The sequence below is a fragment of the Flavobacterium potami genome (assembly GCF_020026915.1).
Lineage (GTDB): Bacteria > Bacteroidota > Bacteroidia > Flavobacteriales > Flavobacteriaceae > Flavobacterium > Flavobacterium potami.
Genome location: NZ_JAINUY010000005.1, coordinates 230,244 through 251,762 on the forward strand (window position 1 = coordinate 230,244; position 21,519 = coordinate 251,762).

At 33.5% G+C, this 21,519-nt stretch carries 21 protein-coding genes; 13 read left to right on the forward strand and 8 right to left on the reverse strand.

The window, feature by feature from the left end; all coding sequences use genetic code 11:
* Nucleotides 1-11 precede the first annotated feature (11 nt).
* Both fbaA and accD read left to right on the forward strand, forming a co-directional pair.
* Nucleotides 12-1,079 (forward strand): class II fructose-bisphosphate aldolase, encoded by a 1,068-nt coding sequence (fbaA, locus tag K6T82_RS15855; RefSeq protein WP_012023542.1) that lies wholly within the window; start codon nt 12-14, stop codon nt 1,077-1,079.
* An 83-nt stretch (nt 1,080-1,162) separates the two neighbouring features.
* Entirely contained in the window at nt 1,163-2,017 is an 855-nt protein-coding gene (gene accD, locus K6T82_RS15860; protein ID WP_026728501.1) for an acetyl-CoA carboxylase, carboxyltransferase subunit beta, read from the forward strand.
* Between the two features lie 162 nt (nt 2,018-2,179).
* On the opposite strand, the gene K6T82_RS15865 is transcribed toward accD, so the two are convergent.
* A complete protein-coding gene (locus K6T82_RS15865) occupies nt 2,180-3,427 on the reverse strand; it encodes an ABC transporter permease (RefSeq protein WP_223707484.1) in 1,248 nt (415 codons plus the stop codon).
* A gap of 164 nt (nt 3,428-3,591) precedes the next feature.
* Between K6T82_RS15865 and purH the strand changes: the two genes are divergently transcribed.
* The 6 genes from purH (at nt 3,592) to rodA (ending at nt 10,851) form a co-directional block, all read left to right on the forward strand.
* The gene (gene purH / locus K6T82_RS15870; protein WP_223707486.1) at nt 3,592-5,118 is read left to right on the forward strand and encodes a bifunctional phosphoribosylaminoimidazolecarboxamide formyltransferase/IMP cyclohydrolase; all 1,527 of its coding nucleotides are present in this window, start codon (nt 3,592-3,594) and stop codon (nt 5,116-5,118) included.
* A 54-nt stretch (nt 5,119-5,172) separates the two neighbouring features.
* Nucleotides 5,173-6,201, forward strand: a complete 1,029-nt coding sequence (locus tag K6T82_RS15875; RefSeq protein ID WP_008466528.1) for a rod shape-determining protein — start codon at nt 5,173-5,175, stop codon at nt 6,199-6,201.
* 111 nt (nt 6,202-6,312) lie between these two features.
* Nucleotides 6,313-7,137, forward strand: a complete 825-nt coding sequence (gene mreC, locus K6T82_RS15880; RefSeq protein ID WP_223707488.1) for a rod shape-determining protein MreC — start codon at nt 6,313-6,315, stop codon at nt 7,135-7,137.
* A complete protein-coding gene (locus tag K6T82_RS15885) occupies nt 7,130-7,636 on the forward strand; it encodes a rod shape-determining protein MreD (protein WP_223707490.1) in 507 nt (168 codons plus the stop codon). Before mreC ends, K6T82_RS15885 begins: the two co-directional genes overlap by 8 nt.
* Nucleotides 7,633-9,597 carry a penicillin-binding protein 2 gene (mrdA, locus tag K6T82_RS15890; RefSeq protein ID WP_223707492.1) on the forward strand — a complete coding sequence of 655 codons (1,965 nt, stop codon included), beginning with the start codon at nt 7,633-7,635 and terminating at the stop codon, nt 9,595-9,597. Before K6T82_RS15885 ends, mrdA begins: the two co-directional genes overlap by 4 nt.
* A gap of 18 nt (nt 9,598-9,615) precedes the next feature.
* The gene (gene rodA / locus K6T82_RS15895; RefSeq protein ID WP_223707494.1) at nt 9,616-10,851 is read left to right on the forward strand and encodes a rod shape-determining protein RodA; all 1,236 of its coding nucleotides are present in this window, start codon (nt 9,616-9,618) and stop codon (nt 10,849-10,851) included.
* A 212-nt stretch (nt 10,852-11,063) separates the two neighbouring features.
* Here rodA and K6T82_RS15900 read toward each other — a convergent pair whose 3' ends face one another.
* From K6T82_RS15900 to xrtF, 6 genes are all read right to left on the reverse strand, one after another.
* Complete coding sequence (locus K6T82_RS15900) at nt 11,064-11,744, reverse strand: DedA family protein (RefSeq protein ID WP_223707495.1); 681 nt, start codon at nt 11,742-11,744, stop codon at nt 11,064-11,066.
* A 133-nt stretch (nt 11,745-11,877) separates the two neighbouring features.
* Nucleotides 11,878-12,219 carry a heavy-metal-associated domain-containing protein gene (locus tag K6T82_RS15905; RefSeq protein ID WP_223707497.1) on the reverse strand — a complete coding sequence of 114 codons (342 nt, stop codon included), beginning with the start codon at nt 12,217-12,219 and terminating at the stop codon, nt 11,878-11,880.
* Between the two features lie 51 nt (nt 12,220-12,270).
* Entirely contained in the window at nt 12,271-14,277 is a 2,007-nt protein-coding gene (locus K6T82_RS15910) for a TonB-dependent receptor plug domain-containing protein (protein ID WP_223707499.1), read from the reverse strand.
* Between the two features lie 120 nt (nt 14,278-14,397).
* Nucleotides 14,398-14,796, reverse strand: coding sequence for an HYC_CC_PP family protein (locus K6T82_RS15915; RefSeq protein WP_223707501.1), 399 nt, complete (start codon nt 14,794-14,796; stop codon nt 14,398-14,400).
* 47 nt (nt 14,797-14,843) lie between these two features.
* Nucleotides 14,844-15,290 carry an exosortase F system-associated membrane protein gene (locus K6T82_RS15920; protein WP_223707503.1) on the reverse strand — a complete coding sequence of 149 codons (447 nt, stop codon included), beginning with the start codon at nt 15,288-15,290 and terminating at the stop codon, nt 14,844-14,846.
* Nucleotides 15,280-15,816 (reverse strand): exosortase family protein XrtF, encoded by a 537-nt coding sequence (gene xrtF, locus K6T82_RS15925; RefSeq protein ID WP_223707505.1) that lies wholly within the window; start codon nt 15,814-15,816, stop codon nt 15,280-15,282. The genes K6T82_RS15920 and xrtF overlap by 11 nt, the downstream gene beginning before the upstream one ends.
* Before the next feature lie 71 nt (nt 15,817-15,887).
* Between xrtF and K6T82_RS15930 the strand changes: the two genes are divergently transcribed.
* The 5 genes from K6T82_RS15930 (at nt 15,888) to K6T82_RS15950 (ending at nt 20,823) form a co-directional block, all read left to right on the forward strand.
* The gene (locus K6T82_RS15930) at nt 15,888-16,343 is read left to right on the forward strand and encodes a GAF domain-containing protein (RefSeq protein WP_223707507.1); all 456 of its coding nucleotides are present in this window, start codon (nt 15,888-15,890) and stop codon (nt 16,341-16,343) included.
* 34 nt (nt 16,344-16,377) lie between these two features.
* The gene (locus K6T82_RS15935; protein ID WP_223707509.1) at nt 16,378-17,073 is read left to right on the forward strand and encodes a toxin-antitoxin system YwqK family antitoxin; all 696 of its coding nucleotides are present in this window, start codon (nt 16,378-16,380) and stop codon (nt 17,071-17,073) included.
* Nucleotides 17,074-17,128: 55 nt separating this feature from the next.
* Entirely contained in the window at nt 17,129-18,076 is a 948-nt protein-coding gene (locus K6T82_RS15940; RefSeq protein WP_223707511.1) for an energy transducer TonB, read from the forward strand.
* A gap of 165 nt (nt 18,077-18,241) precedes the next feature.
* Nucleotides 18,242-18,508, forward strand: coding sequence for a 30S ribosomal protein S15 (rpsO, locus tag K6T82_RS15945; protein ID WP_223707512.1), 267 nt, complete (start codon nt 18,242-18,244; stop codon nt 18,506-18,508).
* A gap of 170 nt (nt 18,509-18,678) precedes the next feature.
* Entirely contained in the window at nt 18,679-20,823 is a 2,145-nt protein-coding gene (locus K6T82_RS15950; protein ID WP_223707514.1) for a polyribonucleotide nucleotidyltransferase, read from the forward strand.
* Nucleotides 20,824-20,900: 77 nt separating this feature from the next.
* On the opposite strand, the gene K6T82_RS15955 is transcribed toward K6T82_RS15950, so the two are convergent.
* Nucleotides 20,901-21,518 carry a hypothetical protein gene (locus tag K6T82_RS15955; RefSeq protein ID WP_223707517.1) on the reverse strand — a complete coding sequence of 206 codons (618 nt, stop codon included), beginning with the start codon at nt 21,516-21,518 and terminating at the stop codon, nt 20,901-20,903.
* Between the last annotated feature and the right edge of the window lies 1 nt (nt 21,519).

The window sequence follows — 21,519 nt, forward strand, 5'->3', positions numbered from 1 at the left end:
AAAAAAGTACAATGGCACACAACATTAAACCAGGAGTAGCTACAGGAGATCAAGTACAAGAGATCTTTAATTATGCTAAAGAGAAGGGTTTTGCTCTTCCAGCAGTAAACGTTACTGGATCAAGCACAATTAACGGAGTTCTTGAAACTGCAGCAAAACTAAACGCGCCAGTTATCATTCAATTTTCTAACGGAGGAGCACAATTCAACGCTGGAAAAGGATTATCTAATGCAGGTGAAAAAGCAGCAATCGCGGGAGGAATCGCAGGAGCAAAACACATTCACACTTTGGCAGAAGCTTACGGTGCAACTGTAATCTTACATACTGACCACTGTGCAAAAAAACTTTTACCTTGGATTGATGGTTTATTAGATGCTTCTGAAAAACACTTCGCAGAAACAGGAAAACCATTATTCAGTTCTCACATGATCGATTTGTCTGAGGAGCCAATCGAAGAAAACATCGAGATCTGTAAAGAATATTTAGCTAGAATGAGCAAAATGGGTATGACATTAGAAATCGAGCTTGGTATTACAGGTGGTGAAGAAGATGGTGTTGATAACTCTGATGTTGATAGCTCAAAATTATACACACAACCAGAAGAAGTAGCTTACGCTTACGAAGAATTATCTAAAGTAAGTCCTAAATTTACAATTGCTGCTGCTTTCGGAAACGTTCACGGTGTTTACAAACCAGGAAACGTAAAATTAACTCCAAAAATCTTAAAAAATTCTCAGGATTTCGTACAAAACAAATTCAACACAGGACACAACCCGGTTGATTTCGTATTCCACGGAGGTTCAGGTTCTACACTTGAAGAAATCAGAGAAGGAATTAGCTACGGAGTTATCAAAATGAACATCGATACAGATTTACAATTTGCATACACTGAAGGAATCCGTGACTATATGGTTAAAAATTTAGATTATTTAAAATCTCAAATTGGTAACCCAGAAGGTCCAGATGCTCCAAACAAAAAATACTATGACCCAAGAAGATGGGTACGTGAAAGCGAAGTTACATTCAACGCAAGGTTGGAGCAAGCTTTTGCAGACTTAAATAACGTGAATACACTATAATAAAAAAGTTTCAAGTTTAAAGTTTCAAGTTTCAGGTTTCCGCAACTTGAAACTTGAAACCTAAAACAAATAAAACATTCAATATGGCTTGGTTTAAAAGACAAGAAAAAGGGATTACGACCGCGACAGAAGACAAGATGGACGTTCCGAAAGGATTGTGGTACAAATCTCCTACTGGAAAAATTATTGATGCTGACGAATTAGCGAGAAATTTGTTCGTAAGCCCTGAAGATGATTTTCACGTTCGAATTGGAAGCGCAACCTATTTTGAAATTTTATTCGACAACAACGAATTTGTTGAGTTAGATAAAAACATGACTTCTAAAGATCCTTTGCATTTTGTGGATACAAAAAAATATGCAGAGCGTTTGAAAGACGTAATGGAAAAAACTCATCTTAAAGACGCTGTACGTACGGGAGTAGGAAAATCTAAAGGAAGAGAACTTGTAATCTGCTGTATGGATTTCGCTTTTATTGGTGGATCTATGGGAGCGGTTGTAGGAGAAAAAATTGCAAGAGGTATTGATCACGCGATCAAAAACAAATTGCCTTTTGTTATGATTTCTAAATCTGGTGGAGCTCGTATGATGGAAGCTGCTTATTCTTTAATGCAATTAGCAAAAACTTCTGTAAAATTAGCTCAATTAGCTGAAGCTAAATTGCCTTACATCTCTCTTTGTACAGATCCAACAACTGGAGGAACAACTGCATCTTACGCTATGTTAGGAGACATCAATATCTCTGAGCCAGGCGCTTTGATTGGTTTTGCTGGTCCGCGTGTTGTTCGTGACACTACAGGAAAAGATTTGCCAGAAGGTTTCCAAACTGCCGAGTTCTTATTAGAGCACGGTTTCTTAGACTTTATCACGCCAAGAAAAGAATTGAAAGATAAGATCAACTTATACATCGATTTGATTCAAAACAATGATATTCGATAGTTTTAAAACTATTTAAAATAGAAAATCCCAAGAAATTGCTTCTTGGGATTTTTTTTGTTTTAAACCATATAAGTCACATAATCCCTCATACATCTATAAGGTTTTAGAAACCTTGCAGAAAAACTAAACAAAAAAACTTAGAATCTTAGCAACTTAAAAAACCTACATCCCTGTTCTAATCGCCTCAACTGGATCTAAATTTGCTGCCGAAATTGCTGGCAGAATTCCAGAAATCAATCCGATAAGAGCAGCTAAAGTTGTTCCTAAAATTATATTTCCAAGACTTAACACAAACTCAAAGTCAAGTAATTTTGTCAAAGCAAAGGCAATTCCCCAGACCATTAACAAGCCTATAATTCCGCCAATAACAGACAAAATAACAGCTTCGAACAAAAATTGAAATAAGATAAATTTATTCTTCGCTCCTAGTGACTTCTGAATTCCGATAAGATTTGTTCTTTCTTTAACTGAAACAAACATAATATTGGCAATTCCGAAACCTCCGACAAGGAGAGAAAATCCACTGATGATCCACCCTACTACATTCATCTGACCTAAAATTCCATCGATAAAATCAGTAAATCCAGAAAGAACATTTATAAAAAAGTTATCCATATCTCCAGCTTTCATTCCGCGAATTGCTCTTAATTTCTGTGCCACTTCAGCCTTATAAGCTTCCATATCAACACCTTTTGTCGGTTTTAAAACAATAACCGGAGTCATCGCATCACTGTCGCCATACATTCGGCGTAAAAAGTTTGCCGGCAAATAAACAGATGTATCGTTACTATCTCCAAAAAAACCTGCACCTTGTTTCGCCATTACCCCAATAACCGTAAAACGCTGCCCATATAGTCGGATATTTTTCCCAACTGGATCCAAATCTCCAAAAAGACCTTGAGCAATATCATAACCTAAAACGACAACTGCTGTTCCTGAGTTAGATTCCGATTCATTATAAAATCGACCTTTATCAAATTTTATCCCATCAATATCAACCATTTCAAATGATGATGGAACAATATTTACATCAGCTACCGTCTTAGAATCGTATTTTAAAGTTTCGTGATTAACAAAAAGCTGATAACCGATCTGATCTGTATTGGTCATAGAATTTTTCAACGCCACATACTCATCATATTTTACATTTGGGAACTGTTCCCTCTTCCATTGTGGAATTTCAGATGGTCCGAAACTGAATTTCATTAAATAAATTGTATTTTTATCTAAGCTACTCAAATCTTTAGAAATCTTTTTATCTAAAGAATCAACAGCAGCAAGAACTGCTATAATCGAAAAAATACCGATAGTTACGCCTAATAAAGACAACAAAGTTCTCAATTTATTATTTCGCAAAGCATTAATTGCAAAACTCAAACTTTCTTTTAATAATCTAAGATAAACAAGCATATTTTCGTATTTTTCAATAGAGTAAAATTCAATAATTTAAAATCAAAAACCTAATAAAAGTTAACTTACTCATCAGTAGATTTTTTTAGCTAATTGTTACATTAATTTCTTTAAAATAATATATAAAAAAACTACTTTTGCAGTCTGAAAATCATAACTACACAATGAGCACAACTAAAAAAATACAATCAGCATTAATTTCTGTTTTTTCTAAAGATGGATTAGAACCAATTGTTAGAAAATTACACGAACAAAATGTAACACTTTACTCCACTGGAGGAACAGAAGATTTCATCAAAAACCTTGGAATTCCTGTAGTTCCTGTTGAAGACATTACTTCATTTCCTGAAATTCTTGGAGGAAGAGTAAAAACATTACACCCAAAGATTTTTGGTGGAATTTTAAATCGTCAGGATAACGAAAGTGACGTTCAGCAAATGAAAGAATTTGATATTCCTCAAATTGATTTAGTTATTGTTGATTTGTATCCTTTTGAAAAAACAGTTGCTTCAGGTGCAAGCGAACAAGATATTATTGAAAAAATTGACATCGGTGGAATCTCACTAATCCGCGCTGGTGCAAAAAATTTCAAAGACACTGTAATTGTAGCTTCTGTAAACGAATACAGCTTGCTTTTAGATTTAATTACAGAGCAAGATGGAGCAACAACTTTAGAAAACAGAAGATTGTTTGCTACTAAAGCTTTCCACGTTTCATCTCATTATGATGGAGCTATTTTTAATTACTTCAACACAGACGAAACTATCTACAAAGAAAGCATTGCAGATGGTCAAGTTTTAAGATATGGCGAAAACCCTCACCAAAAAGGATTCTTCTTTGGAGATTTTGACGCTATGTTCAAAAAAGTTCACGGAAAAGAATTATCATACAACAACTTATTAGATGTTGATGCTGCAGTAAATTTAATTGCTGAATTTAAAACTGACGGACCAACATTCGCAATTTTAAAACACAACAATGCTTGTGGATTGGCTTCTAGAGAAACAATCAGCGAAGCTTACTTAGCGGCTTTGGCTTGTGACCCAACTTCTGCTTTTGGAGGAGTGTTAATTTCTAACACAAAAATTGATTTAGAAACGGCACAAGAAATCAACAAATTATTCTGTGAAGTAGTTATCGCTCCAGCTTATGATGACGAGGCTATCAACGTTTTACAAGAGAAAAAGAACAGAATTATTCTAGTTCAAAATGAGGTTGAATTACCATCTCGTCAAGTTAGAACTTGTCTTAATGGTTTGTTAATTCAGGACAGAAATAATATTACGGATAATAAAGAGCATTTAAAAACCGTTACAATTACAGAACCTACTGCTCAAGAGATCGAAGATTTGATCTTTGCTTCTAAAATCTGCAAGAATACAAAATCAAACACAATTGTATTTGCTAAAAACGGAACATTGATTTCTTCTGGTACAGGTCAGACTTCAAGAGTTGACGCTTTAATTCAAGCAGTTGATAAAGCAAAAGCTTTTGGATTTGATTTAAATGGTGCTTCGATGGCAAGTGATGCATTTTTCCCATTTCCGGATTGTGTAGAATTGGCTAAAAAAGCAGGAATTACAGCAGTAATTCAGCCAGGAGGTTCTATTAAAGACGAATTAAGCATAAATTATTGCAACGAAAATAATCTTGCAATGGTATTTACTGGAACACGTCATTTTAAACATTAATTTGTTTAACTTTGTTCAAAATAATTTATAACATTTTAAACCCCTAAAAAACTTATGGGATTTTTTGATTTCATGACTGAGGATATTGCAATAGACCTTGGTACCGCAAACACTTTAATCATTCATAATGATAAGGTTGTTATTGACAGCCCCTCTATCGTAGCACGCGATAGAGTATCAGGCAAAATCATCGCTGTTGGTAAAGAAGCCAACATGATGCAAGGTAAAACGCATGAAAACATCAAGACCATAAGGCCTTTGAAAGATGGTGTAATTGCCGATTTTGATGCTTCTGAAAAAATGATCAATATGTTCATTAAAAGTATTCCAGCATTAAAAAAGAGAATGTTTACTCCAGCTTTAAGAATGGTAGTTTGTATTCCTTCTGGAATTACTGAGGTTGAAATGCGTGCAGTAAAAGAATCTTGTGAGAGAGTTAACGGAAAAGAAGTTTACCTAATTCACGAACCAATGGCCGCAGCAATCGGTATTGGAATTGACATTATGCAACCAAAAGGAAACATGATTGTTGATATCGGAGGTGGTACAACTGAAATCGCTGTTATCGCTTTAGGCGGAATTGTTTGTGATAAATCTGTAAAAATTGCGGGTGACGTTTTCACAAATGATATCGTGTATTACATGCGTACACAGCATAACCTTTTCGTAGGAGAAAGTACTGCTGAAAAAATTAAAATTCAAATTGGAGCGGCTATCGAAGATTTAGACGGACCGCCAGAAGATATGTCAGTTCAAGGTAGAGATTTGCTTACTGGTAAACCAAAGCAAGTAGATGTTTCTTACCGTGAAATTGCAAAAGCATTAGACAAATCTATTCAGCGTATCGAGGATGCAGTAATGGAAACATTATCACAAACTCCTCCTGAGTTAGCTGCCGATATCTATAACACTGGTATCTATTTAGCAGGTGGAGGATCTATGTTAAGAGGTCTTGACAAACGTATCTCTCAAAAAACAGATTTACCTGTTTACATTGCAGAAGATCCATTAAGAGCTGTTGTTCGCGGTACAGGAATGGCACTTAAAAACATTGCAAAATTTAAAAGTATCTTAATCAAATAAGATTCAAAATAACAATCAATTTACTTTTTTAAGGGTTGAATTTTTACTATTCAACCCTTGAAAAACTTGAAACCTTAAAGCATATCCTGAAACAAAATAACCAGACAAGAAATGCAGCAAATATTTAATTTCATTATAAGAAACAGTAATCGATTGCTGTTTTTGCTGCTTTTAGGTATTTCGTTAGGACTCACTATTCAATATCATTCTTTTCACAGAAGCAGAGTAATAAATTCGGCAAACTTTTTAAGTGGCGGTGTTTATGAAAAGATCAATCACATTAATGAGTATTTGAATTTAAGAGCTGAAAACGACGAACTTGTACTTGAGAACGCAAGATTAAAAAGTCTTTTATTCAACAAAGAAGACACTACTAAATTACCTTTACCTGATACAATCAAAGGGGTAAAACCTGCTGATATAATTGTATCAAAAGTTATCCATAATACATACAGTACACACGAAAACTTCCTTACTTTAAATTCTGGATCCAATGAAGGCGTAAAACCTGATATGGGTGTAATAAACAGTTTAGGAATTGTGGGTATCATAGACGATACATCGCCTAGATATTCTACTGTTGTGAGTATTCTGAACATGAAGTCTCAGATTAATGCCAAGTTAAAGAAGTCAAATCATTTTGGTTCTTTGACATGGGATGGAAAAAGCACTGGATTTGTACAACTGAAAGACGTTCCGAGATTAGCGTCTGTTAGAAAAGGTGACACTATTGTAACAGGAGGACAGTCTGTAATTTTCCCTGAAGGAATCAATATTGGAACTGTTGAGACAATTTACAAAGAACCTGAAACAAGTTTTTATGTTATTAAAGTCAAACTATTTAATGACATGACAAACTTAGGACACGTTTACATTATCAAGAGCAAGGACAGAGAAGAACTTATTAATTTAGAAAACAAGGAAAAAGATGAATAGCGCAGTGTTAGTCAATATTTTTCGATTTATTATACTGCTGGCGATTCAGATTGTTATTTTCAACAATATGAATTTCCTAGGTTATATAAGTCCTTTTCCGTATATCTTGTATATAATTTTATATCCTGTAAACAGCAATAAAGCTGGATTGATTATCTCTAGTTTTCTACTTGGATTAACAATGGATATGTTTTGTAATTCTGGAGGAATACATGCAACAGCTTGTGTTGTTCTAGCCTATTACAGGCCTTATATTTTTAAATTTTCGTTTGGACTTAGTTATGAATATCAAACTATTAAACTGAACGATTCTTTAACACCAGAACGATTTTCATTTATACTGGTTTCGGTTTTAATACATCATATTGTATTATTTGTACTTACAGCATTTCAGTTCAAATTTATTTGGGACATTTTGCTCCGAACCTTGTTCAGCTCTATTTTCACTATAATCATTTCCATAATAATAATCTATCTTATTAAGCCCAATAAACGATGAGAAAAGTTCTGCTGCCCACTATAATTATTATTGCAGCATCTTTGCTAGTGATCAGAATCTTTTATTTGCAAGTTATTGATGATTCTTTTAAACTGAAATCGGAAAATAATGCGATAAAAAAAGTTTATGACTATCCAGAAAGAGGATACATCTACGATCGTAACGGCAAACTTCTTGTTGCAAATCAGGCTTCTTATGACATTATGGTTATTCCTAGAGAAATCAAGAAAGACCTTAATATTGCTGAGTTTTGTTCTCTTTTGAATATTACCCCAGAAGAATATCAGAAACGTATTGAAAAAGCAAAAGTTTATAGCCCAAGACTTCCTTCTGTATTTTTATCTCAATTAAATAAGAATGAATTTGCTGCTTTTCAAGAGAAAATCAGAAAATATGGTGGTTTCTATTTCCAAAAAAGATCCCTTCGTGATTATGAAGTAGATTATGGCGCTAATATTTTTGGCTCTATTACACAAGTAAACGAAAGCCAACTTGCAAAAAATCCATACTATAATAGTGGAGATTTAATTGGAAGACAAGGTGTAGAAGAGAGTTATGAAGAAATCTTGAGAGGTATTAAAGGGGTCAAATATATTCAAAAAGATAAATATAATAGAGAAATCGGTTCTTACAAAGAAGGAAAATACGATACAATTGCCGTTGCTGGAGAAGATATTAATTTAACAATTGATGCTGAACTTCAGAAATACGGCGAGGAATTAATGATCAATAAAAGAGGTGGAATTGTTGCTATTGAACCAAAATCTGGTGAAATTCTAGCACTTATTACTGCTCCTTCTTATGACCCAGGAATTTTAGTAGGACGCCAAAGATCTAAAAACTACACGCTTTTATACAACGATTCTATTGCAAAACCTTTATATGACAGAGGACTTTTAGCTGAGTATCCTCCTGGTTCTCCATTTAAAATTCTAACTGGACTAGTTGCGCTTCAAGAAGGTGTCGTAAATGAACAAACGACTTTCATGTGCCATCACGGTTTCAGTTACGGAAGAGGTCGTTTTATGAAATGTCACGGCTTTGGACCACATCAATTACATAATGGAATTTACAACTCTTGCAACACCTATTTTGCACAAGCTTATATGTTAACCATTAACAAATATGCAAATCCTGGAAAAGCGGTTGATATCTGGAGCGATCACATAAAAAGTTTTGGATTAGGTCAGTTTATGGGTTACGATTTACCTACAGGAAAAAGAGGTAATATTCCAACATCTAAAACATACAAAAGAATCTATCCTAACGGAGGTTGGAGAAGTACAGCAATTGTATCGAATGCAATTGGTCAGGGAGAGGTTCTGATGACACCAATTCAATTAGCAAATATGATGGCAACCGTAGCCAATCAAGGTTACTATTATACGCCTCATATCATCAAAAAAATTGAAGGAGAAAAAATCGATCAAAAGTTTACAACAAAACACGTTACCTCAATTGATCAAAAATATTTTCCTCCTGTAATCAGTGGTTTATTTGATGTTTACAATAAAGGAACCGCTTATGCGCTTAGAGTAGACGGAATTGATATTTGTGGAAAAACAGGTACAGCAGAGAACTTTGCCAAGATTGACGGTAAAAGAACACAGCTTAAAGACCACTCTATATTTGTAGCCTTTGCCCCGAAAGATAATCCGAAAATAGCTCTTGCAGTTATGATTGAAAATGGAGGTTTTGGAGCTACAGTTGCTGGTCCAATTGCCAGTTTGATGATTGAAAAATATTTAAGAAAGAAAATCACAAGAACCGATTTAGAAATCAGAGTTTTAAATAAAAGTTTGGCAGCAGAATATGCAAAAGTAGCGCCACCAAACCCAGCAAGTATTATAGAATCTGTACCAAAAGATTCTGTATTAAGAGCCAAAATTATTGTTCCGAAACCAGTTGTTCCGAAACCAGAAGCAAAAAAAACAGCAGTAGACACAACTAAGAAAAACTAAGAAAGAAGATTATTTCAAATGAAAAATCAAAGTGTAAAAAATAATATTGATTGGATAAGTGTCTTTATCTACATTGCACTGGTAACTCTAGGCTGGTTGAATATTTATTCATCATCCTTATTATCAACCGATGGAACGTATCAAAAGCAATTAATCTTTATTTGCTGCACTGTTCCGTTGATATTTGTCGTACTTTTTGTGGATGGTAAATTTTATGAAAAATATGCCAGTATAATCTTTGGTGTTGCTTTACTATCTCTGGCAGGTTTATTTCTCTTTGGAAAAACAATTGCAGGACAGCGTTGTTGGTATGCCATAGGTAGCTTTACATTACAACCTTCTGAGTTTGCTAAAGCCGCAACTTCATTAGCCTTAGCTAAATACCTGAGTGATACTCAAATCAATTTAAAAGAAGTCAACAGACAGATTCAGGCTTTAGCAATTATGCTATTACCTGTGATATTGATTTTACCGCAACCAGACCCTGGAAGTGCTTTAATTTATAGTGTATTCATTCTTGTTCTTTACAGAGAAGGTTTGCCTTCTTGGTACGTATGGACAGCTTTTGTAACTATTGTTTTATTTGTACTTACATTGGTTTTAGAACCTTATGTGGTTATAGGAATAGCATTCGTCATCTTGGCTATTATTCACTTTAAAGGCAGAGTTGTCGATAGAAATATAATCTTAAGTGGTATTCTATTGGTCCTAATCTCAGGTTTTGTCTTTTCTGTAGATTATGTTTTTGACAATGTTTTCAAACAACACCACAGAGATCGTTTCAACATTTTACTAGGTAAAACGGTCGACATGAAAGGTATCGGATACAACACCAACCAATCTGAAATTGCAATTGGATCTGGAGGATGGATAGGAAAAGGCTTTTTAGAAGGAACACAAACAAAAGGAGGATTTGTACCAGAACAACATACCGATTATATTTTTACAACTGTTGGAGAAGAATGGGGATTTGCAGGTTCTTTGACTGTTATTGCACTTTTTGTTGGATTATTACTTAGAGTAATTTATCTGGCTGAGAGGCAGAAAACAAAATTCAGTCGAGTCTACGGATATTGTGTCGCCGGAATTCTCTTCATCCACTTCTTTGTAAACATAGCCATGGTAATTGGAATTTTCCCTACTATTGGAGTCCCTCTGCCCTTCTTTTCTTATGGAGGTTCTGGACTATGGGGCTTTACTATTTTACTGTTTATTTTCCTTAAAATGGATGCCAATAAAGTTAATGAATGGTAAAATATTTAAATAGTCAAAATTCCAATAAAATAATCTCCAATATATAAATTCCAAATTCCAATATTTGGATTCGGAATTTCAATTAACAAAACTTACAAACTGAGATAAGGTTTCAATCAAACTCTATTATACCTTATCATCTTATTAAGTCATATAAATCCATAAAAAAATCCGAAGTAAAAGCTTCGGATTTTTTTTATGTTTTAATTATATTATATCTGTTCGTTTGGTCTCTTTTTTAAAAGCTTAAGTAAGACAGGGAACGTTGATATGATGATGATAATTATAATAATATATTCAATGTGTTTCTTTAAATCTATTCCTTGTTTTAAGAAAACGCCATACAAATAATGTCCTGCGAAAATCAAAATGAATGACCAAAGAAAAGAACTTAGCACATTATAGAACATAAATTTCTTTTTATCCATTGAAACGATTCCAGCTACAATTGGAGCGAATGTTCTAAAGATTGGAAGGAATCTAGCATAAATAATGGCTTTCCCACCGTATTTTTCAAAGAAATCTTTTGATTGCAATAGATACTTTTTCTTAAACCAAAAAGAGTCTTCTTTTTTAAATAGATAATAACCACTTTTTGCTCCAAACCAATAACCTGTCATATTCCCTAGAACTCCCATTATTGCAACCGCAGTCGAAAGCAAAAACACATTGATAAAATCATTAGGAATATGTGCAACATTTTCTATTAAATCACGGCTGTAAATACCCGCTAAAAAAAGCAAACTATCCCCAGGAAGAAAAAAACCAGCAAAAAGTCCTGTTTCGGCAAATACTATAAACAGCACAATAAATAACCCAATCTGAACACCTCCAAGACTTAAAGTAATATAAAATTCAGGGTTTATTAACTGGGTCCAATCAAATTTATTCATAAAAGGAAAGTTGGTTATCTTATAAGTGCGTGAAAGTAACAATAATTTAGCTTAACCACAATAAAATGCGGTATTTTAAACATAAATTAACTATTAAAAAAAGCCCAAACAAATGCTTGGGCTTAAGTGATAATTATTCTCTGACATACTTGCAACAACTGTGCAGGTTTTCATAATCTGCATCTGTCGCTTTAACTTCCTTAGTATCATGACCTACCTTTGCAATTGATTTATTCAAATCTGCAGGAGAAGTCTTTTCTTCATTCATAATAACTGAAAGCTGATGCGAACTAATATCCCAACTTGCTGTTTTAATACCCGGAACTCCGTATGCCGCTTTTTCAATACGTTTTTTGCATTGTTCACAGTTTCCGTTTACTTCTGTGGTGTATTTCAAATTTTTATTTTTTTTAGCTTGAGCCTGAGCTGAAAGTCCTAAAAAAGTCATCATTATAATTAAAATTACTTTGTTCATTTTATCTATTATTTAATTGTTATTGAAATTGATCGTTGCAATTCAGATTGCTTATTTAATTTTAAATCGTAATCCTGCGTAATACATTTGACCAAAAATTGGTGCATAGGCAATAGATGCATCAAAATTAGTTCCAAACGGATTGTCGGCTCCTAAAATTGCTTTCTCCTGCTTATAGTTCCCTATGTTTTCCCCTCCTATATATACTTCAAAAACAGAAGAAAAAACCCTTGTTACCTGCGCATTCATTACAGCGTAAGCTGGCGAAAAATCAGGAAACTGATCTGCTTCAGGATTTGTAGCAGTATAAGGCAATTGTTGCTTGCCTGACCAATTATAGGTAAAGTCAAACTTCCATTGTTTATCATTATTTAAAGTAGTCTCGTACTCTAAATTTCCTAGAAAACGATGTTTTGCCTGCAATGGACGCTGAAACGTTCCTCTCAAATAGTCGGTTTGAATATCGTAATATTTGTAAGCTGTTCTTAGATTTAAGTTTTGAATCAGCTCGTAATTGAATTCAACCTGAAGACTGTTTGCAAAAGAACTTCCTTTTAAATCATAAAACAAAACCTGTTGTGGACTTTGCATTACGTCTACGATGGCTTGATTTTGAAAATCTGTTCTGTACAAATCAAAACCTGCATCGGCATTTTTATTGAAAAGACGGAACTTCTGAGAAAAACTCACTCCATAATTCCACGCAATTTCAGGGTTTAATCCGTATACTTTTCCATTAGAATCTAAAACTGAAAAAGTTCTTGAACTCGCAAAAAGTTGCTGATTTTCTGCAAAAATATTCGCAGAACGTTTTCCTCTACCTGCAGAAAAACGAATCACGCCATTTTTCCACGGATTGTATCTCATGTGTAATCTTGGCGTTACAAAAAAGCCCAATCGATTATGATTATCAACTCTTCCTCCTAAAATCAAACTGAAATTATCCGTGTTATCATAAGTATACTCAAAGAAAGCGCCAACAGAATTATCGATTCTACTAACATCGGTTAAGTTTACAAATTCCTGATATTGATCGTATGCAAAATTCAATCCTGTTGTAAATTTGTGCATTGTATTGTTTATAATCGAATTGAAAATCAAATTAGAATAAAAGCTATTCTGTTTGATATCATATTGATTTAAACCAAAATAAGAATCTTGTTTGTGACTGTTAAAAGCATTTTGAAAACCAATACTTTGATAAGGCATATCTTTAAATACATATCCGATTTTTGTAGAAACATCAAATCGCTCTGTATTAATTTCAGATCCCCAATAATTTGTTGTACCGCGATCACGATCTTTATCAAAATCAACTTCTCCAGTTTGTTTTTTATCGTTCATATATCTGAAATTGATAAAACTCACTAAACCACTTTCAGGATTATAATATTGATAACGATTTAAAACATTGATCTGTTTCCCTAAAGGATTATCTAAAAATCCGTCGTTATTCATGTCGTTTTTCGCCACACGGGTATTTCCGTGAACAAATAGACTTGTTGCCCATTTATCAGACAATTTTTTATTGAAATGTGTATTCAATTCAAATCGAGAATCTGTAGAGCCGTAAGCATTTAAGAAGAATGGGATATCACTCAAAGGCTTCAACAATTCTGTGTTAATCTGGCCCGAAATACTTTCATAACCATTAATAACACTTCCCGCTCCTTTTGTAATCTGAACACTTTCGATCCAAGTTCCCGGTGTAAAAGACAAACCATAAGCCTGAGAAGCACCACGAACTGAAGGAATATTTTCTTCTGTAATCATTAAGTAAGGACTTGTCAAACCAAGCATTTTGATTTGTTTTGTCCCCGTTAAAGCATCAGAAAAATTGACATCGATTGATGGATTGGTCTCAAAACTTTCAGCCAAATTACAACAAGCTGCTTTTAGCAATTCTTTGCTTGTAATTAAAGAGGTATTAGTAGTTAACGTATAGGACTTTTTAATTCCTTTTTGCTTTTTATTGATTTTCACCTCTTCTAAATCTTCTTGTGAAAACATAGAAACAGAAAGTAAAAACGCAGCAAAAAGCAGTATGTTTTTTTGCATAAAAAATGATTTTAATGTTGAAATAGAATTACATTCTTGATGTTCATTCAAATAGAAAAAACAATCAAAATGTAGATACAAAGTCTTAATCAAGACCTGTATGGCATCTTAACATTAAAATCAGGAATAGAAAATATACTGTTGGTATAATTTGAATAAGGGGGGCGCATTCGCATCAGAATAATACGAAAGAACTTGTTTCTTTTTAAAATTTGGAAGCGCCAAAAAAGCCAAAGGCTTGTAGTCTTGAATTATTGCCGGAAATGCAATTTGAAAAAAGAAAAATTTCAAAGTTGCATCGTCTGATTTCTTTTCGAAATGAACAACTTTATCTTTGCAGCAAGAATTCTTTTTTTCTTTTGAGCCACAGCATTTCTTTTCAACCACAGGCTCTGCTGTTGTTTTTAAAGAAACCGAAGCGATTTTTCCGCCACAATAGTGCACATCAAAAGCAAACCCGATATTGGAAACCAATAAAAGGAGCGCTAAAAACAAAACTGTACACTTTTTCAAATTCATAGTGCAAAATTATTCAAAATCCATTTATAAAAAAACTTAAACAAATGTTATTTTTTCGAATTTTGAAGTTGATAATAAAATCCAGGAATAAACAAAAGCACTAAAAGAGGCTGAATTATAAATCGCCTCACGTAAAAAAGAAGCCAGCCTGCATTTGGGAAAAATTCTAAAACAACAAAGAACATTCCTAAAAGAACTATTAGAAACAATACATACAAGATTGCACTAAACTTGAGCATATCTCGATTTTGAAATAAGATATAGATTAGAATTAATGACAAAGCCGAATTTAGAAAATATCTAAAAAAGAGTCCGAAAAAGAGTTTTCCAGTTTCAACGATAGGATACGGAGAATTATTAAAATCGTTTTTAAAATAATTCAAAAAAGGATCATAAAACAATGTATACTCAAACAATCTTACCAATGCAAAACAAAGCACAATACCTATTGCACCCAAAATTTTAAATTTATTTTGAAGTAATTTACTTAGCATATTTTGAAAATCTATTAATCCAGAAAACCCATAAAAGAAATACATATCCGTAAATCATCAATGGAAAAAAAATATCATGAAGGAATTTACTTTTTGCTGGAAAAAAGTACAGAAGCACGACCAATGCAGCAATTCTGATTACATTTAAAATATAAATCGTTACTATTCCGAAGACGATAAATAAAATTGTTTTAGAAATTTTTCCTGAAAAAGCAGCGACAAAAGAAACGAAAAGAATCATTACGCTTACAGCATTGCATCCTTCTATTAATCTAGCCATAAACTTACCATTCAAAATAATTTCCAGCCATGCATTTTGGGAACTTTTTTGAATAATGACATCATAATTGAAAAACTTCATTAATTGATCTACATTCTTCCCTACATAGACGGAAATACCATCAAGATCTTCACTCTGATAACCATTTAAGTAAAGTTTATAAAGCATGGTCAAGACAATATATGTCAAGAAGAAGATGCTCACAAAAATCAGGAAAGGCTTAAACTGGACTAAATATTTTTTCAAGAGAATTTTTTTTCAAATTTATGTATTTTTTGAGTTCTGCTTTAAATACTTTTGTATAAAATTTTTACATCATGACATTTCAAGAATTACAACCGAAAATAAGCAATATTATTGCTGACAATACCAATAATAGAGACGAAAAATTACTAGCAATCTGCCAACTTTTAAGTGAAAATGTGGATTATTACAACTGGGTTGGTTTTTACTTTGCTAATCATGACACCAAAACTTTACATTTAGGCCCTTATGTTGGTGCAGAAACAGATCATACTGTTATTCCTTTTGGAAAGGGAATTTGCGGACAAGTAGCAGAAAGCAATGCTAACTTTGTAGTACCAGATGTTAACGCACAAGACAATTACATTGCCTGCAGTTTTACTGTAAAATCTGAAATCGTTGTTCCGTTATTTGTAAATGGAGTAAATATCGGCCAAATCGATATTGACAGTCATGTTATAGATCCGTTTACGGAAGCTGACGAAAGATTTTTAGAATTTGTAAATCAAGAGGTTGCCAAATTATTCTAAAAAACACTATTTTAGAATAAAAAAACAGAACTGAATGAAAAGAAACATTTGGCTTTTTTTGCTTCTGATAATTTCAGTTAATCTGTCTGCACAAATTAACATGGTCTCGAAAAAGATATTTCTGGACTCATTAAGTCGTGAATGCACTGCCGAAAATTATAGCTACACAAGAGTAATAACCAATTATTCTCAAAAAAGTCTCCGCTATGTTGTAACAGATTATTACAAAAACGGAAGAAAGAGAATGACTGGTTCTACCCTGGATCGTGATGTTTTAAAAAAAGACGGAGAGTTTATTTTTTACTTTAAAAACGGAACTAAAGAATCTGTGGCTAATTATTCTGAAGACCATAAAAATGGCAAAGAAATTAATTGGTACGAAAATCAAAGCAAAAAGTGCGAGAAGCAGCATTCTTGGGATCCAAAAACTAAAAGATCACAAACTCTTATTCTGAATTGCTGGAACGAAGATAAAACACAAACCGTAACCGACGGAAATGGAGAATACGAAGAAACCGATGCATTTATTACTCAAAAAGGAGAAATAAAAAACGGATTGAAGCAAGGTATCTGGCTCGGAAATGACAGCGCAAAAAAAACTTCATTTGTTGACAATTATGATAAAGGAATTCTAGTTTCGGGCGTAAGTGTGGATGAAAACAATGTCAAAACTGCTTATTCATCCTTAAATGAAAAACAAACAGGAAAAAAACTTCAAAAAGTAAAATAAAAATTATTTGCAAATGAATTCATAAGCACTATTTTTACTACAAAAAACGCACATGATGAAAAAATACTTTTTGCTTTTTATACTTATATTTTCTTATCAGAATAGCTTTTCACAGAAAAATTCATCCAGAGCAGTCTATCTCGACTCGGTTTTTCGTGAAACAACAAAAGAAAACCATAAATACATTAGACTTGTAGAGGATTACCAAACAATTAAAGACCGTTATCAAGTTGCCGAATTTTATAAATCGGGCGCCAAAAAAATGGTAGGAACAACCTTGGATAGAGATTATCTAAAAAAGGATGGTACATTTGTATACTTTTATGAAAACGGTACAAAAGAAGCAGTTGTAGTTTATAGCGAAGGTTGGAAAACCGGAAAAGAGTTTAAATGGTATGAAAATGGAAACATGAAATTCGAAAAAGAGAACACATCCGATATAAAAGCCAAAAGCACAAAATCTTTACTTTTAAAATTCTGGAACAAGTCAAATGAATTGACGGTAGTTGATGGGAACGGCGAATGCGAAGATATTAACGAAAATTATGCTGAAAAAGGAAGAATCGAGAACGGATTAAAACAAGGTAAGTGGGAAGGAAAGGATTTGCAGCACAAAATCGCTTACACCGAATTTTATGATAAAGGAAATTTAGTGTCTGGGATTAGTACAGATAAAGACAGTACAAAATATTCTTATTCCAAATTATTTGAGAACCCGGTTCCTAAAACGGGTATGAACAATTTCTATAAATACATCGCTCAGAACTACAAGACCCCTACCGAAGCATTTAAAAATAAAGTTACGGGACAAATATATATATCATTCATTGTAAATGAAGCCGGAAAAATAACAAAACCAATAATTATAAAAGACTTAGGCTATGGAACCGGTATAGAAGCTGTAAAAGTATTAGATGATGCAGGAGAATGGGTTCCGGGAAAATTTAGAGGTATAAAAAGAGAGGCTCTTTATTCTATACCAATAACTATTAACGGAAGGTAATTTTGCATAAAAAGGAAAATCCAAATGGTTAAAATTGAATTTATTCATCTTAATTTTTAGATTCTTTTATTTTTGTTTGATTCTTTTGTTTTTTTAATCTAATTTTGCACCCGTCTTACAAAAGTTGTATTGACATACATAAAAATCATTTAAAATAATATTGGAATGTATTTAACTAAAGAAAAGAAAGAAGAGATTTTCGCACAACACGGTGGTGCAACAAACACTGGAAACGCAGAAGGTCAAATTGCATTGTTCACTTACAGAATTGCTCACTTAACTGAACACTTGAAAAAAAATCGTCACGATTACAACACTGAGCGTTCTCTTGTACTATTAGTAGGTAAAAGAAGAGCTTTGTTGGATTACTTGAAAAAGAAAGAGATCAACAGATATCGTGAGATTATCAAAGTATTGAATATCAGAAAATAATCAATATAGAAAAGAGGTGCGAAAGTGCCTCTTTTTGTTTTTACATTACACGCATACAATTACAAGAAAAAAAGTTTGGTTTTTCATTGGGTTTTAGATAACAACAACTACACACAACAACAACTACAACACAACTAAAACCCATTGTATAATCAATAAGGAAAAAATTTATGATTCCACAATTATTTGTAGAAAAGATCGATTTAGGTGATGGCAGAAGCATCACAATCGAGACAGGACGTTTAGCAAAACAAGCTGATGGTTCTGTAGTAGTTAGAATGGGCGATACTATGATTCTTGCAACAGCAGTTTCAGCTCGCACATCAAACCCAGGCGTTGATTTCTTACCGTTAACGGTAGATTACCGCGAAAAATTTGCAGCAGCAGGTCGTTTCCCTGGAGGTTTCTTCAAAAGAGAGGCACGTCCAAGCGACAGCGAAGTATTGACAATGAGATTAGTTGACCGTGTATTGCGTCCGCTTTTCCCAGACGATTACCATGCTGAAACTCAAGTTATGATTCAATTAATGTCTCATGACGAAACCGTTATGCCAGATGCTTTAGCTGGTTTAGCTGCTTCTGCAGCATTAGCAGTTTCAGATATTCCATTTTACAACTTAATTTCTGAAGTTCGTGTTGCACGTATAGACGGAAAATTAGTAATCAACCCAAGCAGAGAAGAATTAGAAAAATCTGATATCGATATGATGATCGGAGCTTCTTTAGATTCTGTTGCAATGGTTGAAGGTGAGATGAAAGAAATTTCAGAAGCTGAAATGATCGAAGCTATTAAATTTGCTCACGAAGCTATTAAAGTTCAAATTGCTGCTCAACAAAGATTAAGAGCACAATTAAGCTCTCAAGAATACAGAACTTACGAAGGAGAAATTGAAGACGAAGCTGTTTACGCTAAAGTAAAAGCTGCCGCTTACGATAAATGTTACGCTATTGCACAAGAAGCTTCTGGAAAAGCAGAAAGAGGTGAAAAATTCGCAGCTGTAAAAGAAGAAGCAAAAGCTTTATTTACAGAAGAAGAATACGCTGAAAACGCTGATCTTGCAGGTTTAGTTGGAAAATACTTCTACAAAACTAACAAAGAAGCAGTTCGTAACGTAATTCTTGAAAAAGGAATTCGTTTAGATGGTAGAAAAACTACAGATATCAGACCAATCTGGTGTGAAACTGATTATTTACCAAGAGTTCACGGTTCCTCTTTATTTACACGTGGAGAAACTCAAGCTTTGGCTACTGTAACTTTAGGAACTTCTAGAGAAGCAAACCAAATCGATTCTCCATCTGAACAAGGTGAAGAGAAATTCTACTTACACTATAACTTCCCTCCTTTCTCTACTGGTGAAGCAAAACCATTAAGAGGAACTTCAAGAAGAGAAGTTGGTCACGGTAACTTAGCTCAAAGAGCATTAAAAAATATGATTCCTGCAGATTGTCCTTATACAATCCGTGTTGTTTCTGAGGTTTTAGAATCTAACGGTTCTTCTTCTATGGCAACAGTTTGTGCTGGAACAATGGCACTTATGGATGCTGGAGTTCAAATGACAAAACCAGTTTCTGGTATTGCAATGGGATTAATTACTGACGGTGAGAAATTTGCTGTATTGTCTGATATCTTAGGAGACGAAGATCACTTAGGAGATATGGACTTTAAAGTAACTGGAACTGCTGATGGTATTACTGCTTGTCAAATGGACATCAAAATTGATGGTTTACGTTATGACATTATGGAGCAAGCTTTATCTCAAGCTCGTGACGGACGTTTACACATTTTAGGTAAATTAACTGAAACTATTGCAACTCCAAGAGCAGATGTTAAAGCGCACGCACCAAAAATCATTACAAGAACAATTCCTGGAAACTTTATTGGAGCATTAATTGGACCTGGTGGAAAAGTAATTCAAGAATTACAAAAAGCTACTGGAACAACTATCGTAATCAACGAAGTTGACGAACAAGGAGTGGTTGAAATCTTAGGAACTGATCCAGAAGGTATCAAAACTGTATTGGCTAAAATTGACGCTTTAACTTTCAAACCTCAAATGGGAGAAGCTTATGAAGTTAAAGTAATCAAAATGCTAGATTTTGGAGCTGTTGTAGAATATACTGCTGCACCAGGAAACGAAGTATTGCTTCACGTATCTGAATTGGCTTGGGAGCGTACTGAAAACGTTGCTGATGTAGTTAAAATGGGAGATGTTTTCCAAGTGAAATACTTAGGAGTTGACCCTAAAACTAAAAAAGAAAAAGTGTCTAAAAAAGCACTTGTTCCAAGACCTCCACGTGAGGAGAAAAAAGAGTAATCAGATCTTAGTTTACTAAAGGTTTATTCATAGAAAACCCCAATTCATGTATTTGAATTGGGGTTTTTAAGTTTAAATTATTGCCTATAAACAATTCCAAACATCAAACTTTGAGAACCGTAATTCTTTTCTATTTTATCATTAAACAATCCATAAGGAGACCATTCGTAATGACATTGCAATCCAACATTTTTATAATTCACCTTAACTCCCTGAGACAAATAAAAAGTTGTCAAAACTTCTTTGGTATGCTCTCCATCTTCAAATTCTAGTTCTATTGGAGCTTTGTAAAAATTTAAAGCCAGTCCTATTCCAGAATTCCATTCTGCATTGAAATTTTTGTTTTTTTGGGATAACGGAATCGTCTTCGCAAATCGAGTTCCAATATTTATTGCAAAATGATCTGATTTATATTTTACAACTGAATCTCGATATGCGAAATTTACCTGCACAGGATTATTTGGCACAAAAAAATTAAATCCAAAATCTATAAAATCATCCTGATTTAATTTATTTCTAAACCAAAAACCAAATGATGGCGAAAGATCAAACTTGTTAGAAAGTTTTCCTAAGGGCTTAACAAAACCAGCTTCAACATACACTCTTTCATAATCACTATTCGTATTCAAGGAGTCTTTTTGAGAAAATACCGATTGCGAAAGAACAATAACAAGCAATAAAAATAACTTTTTCATC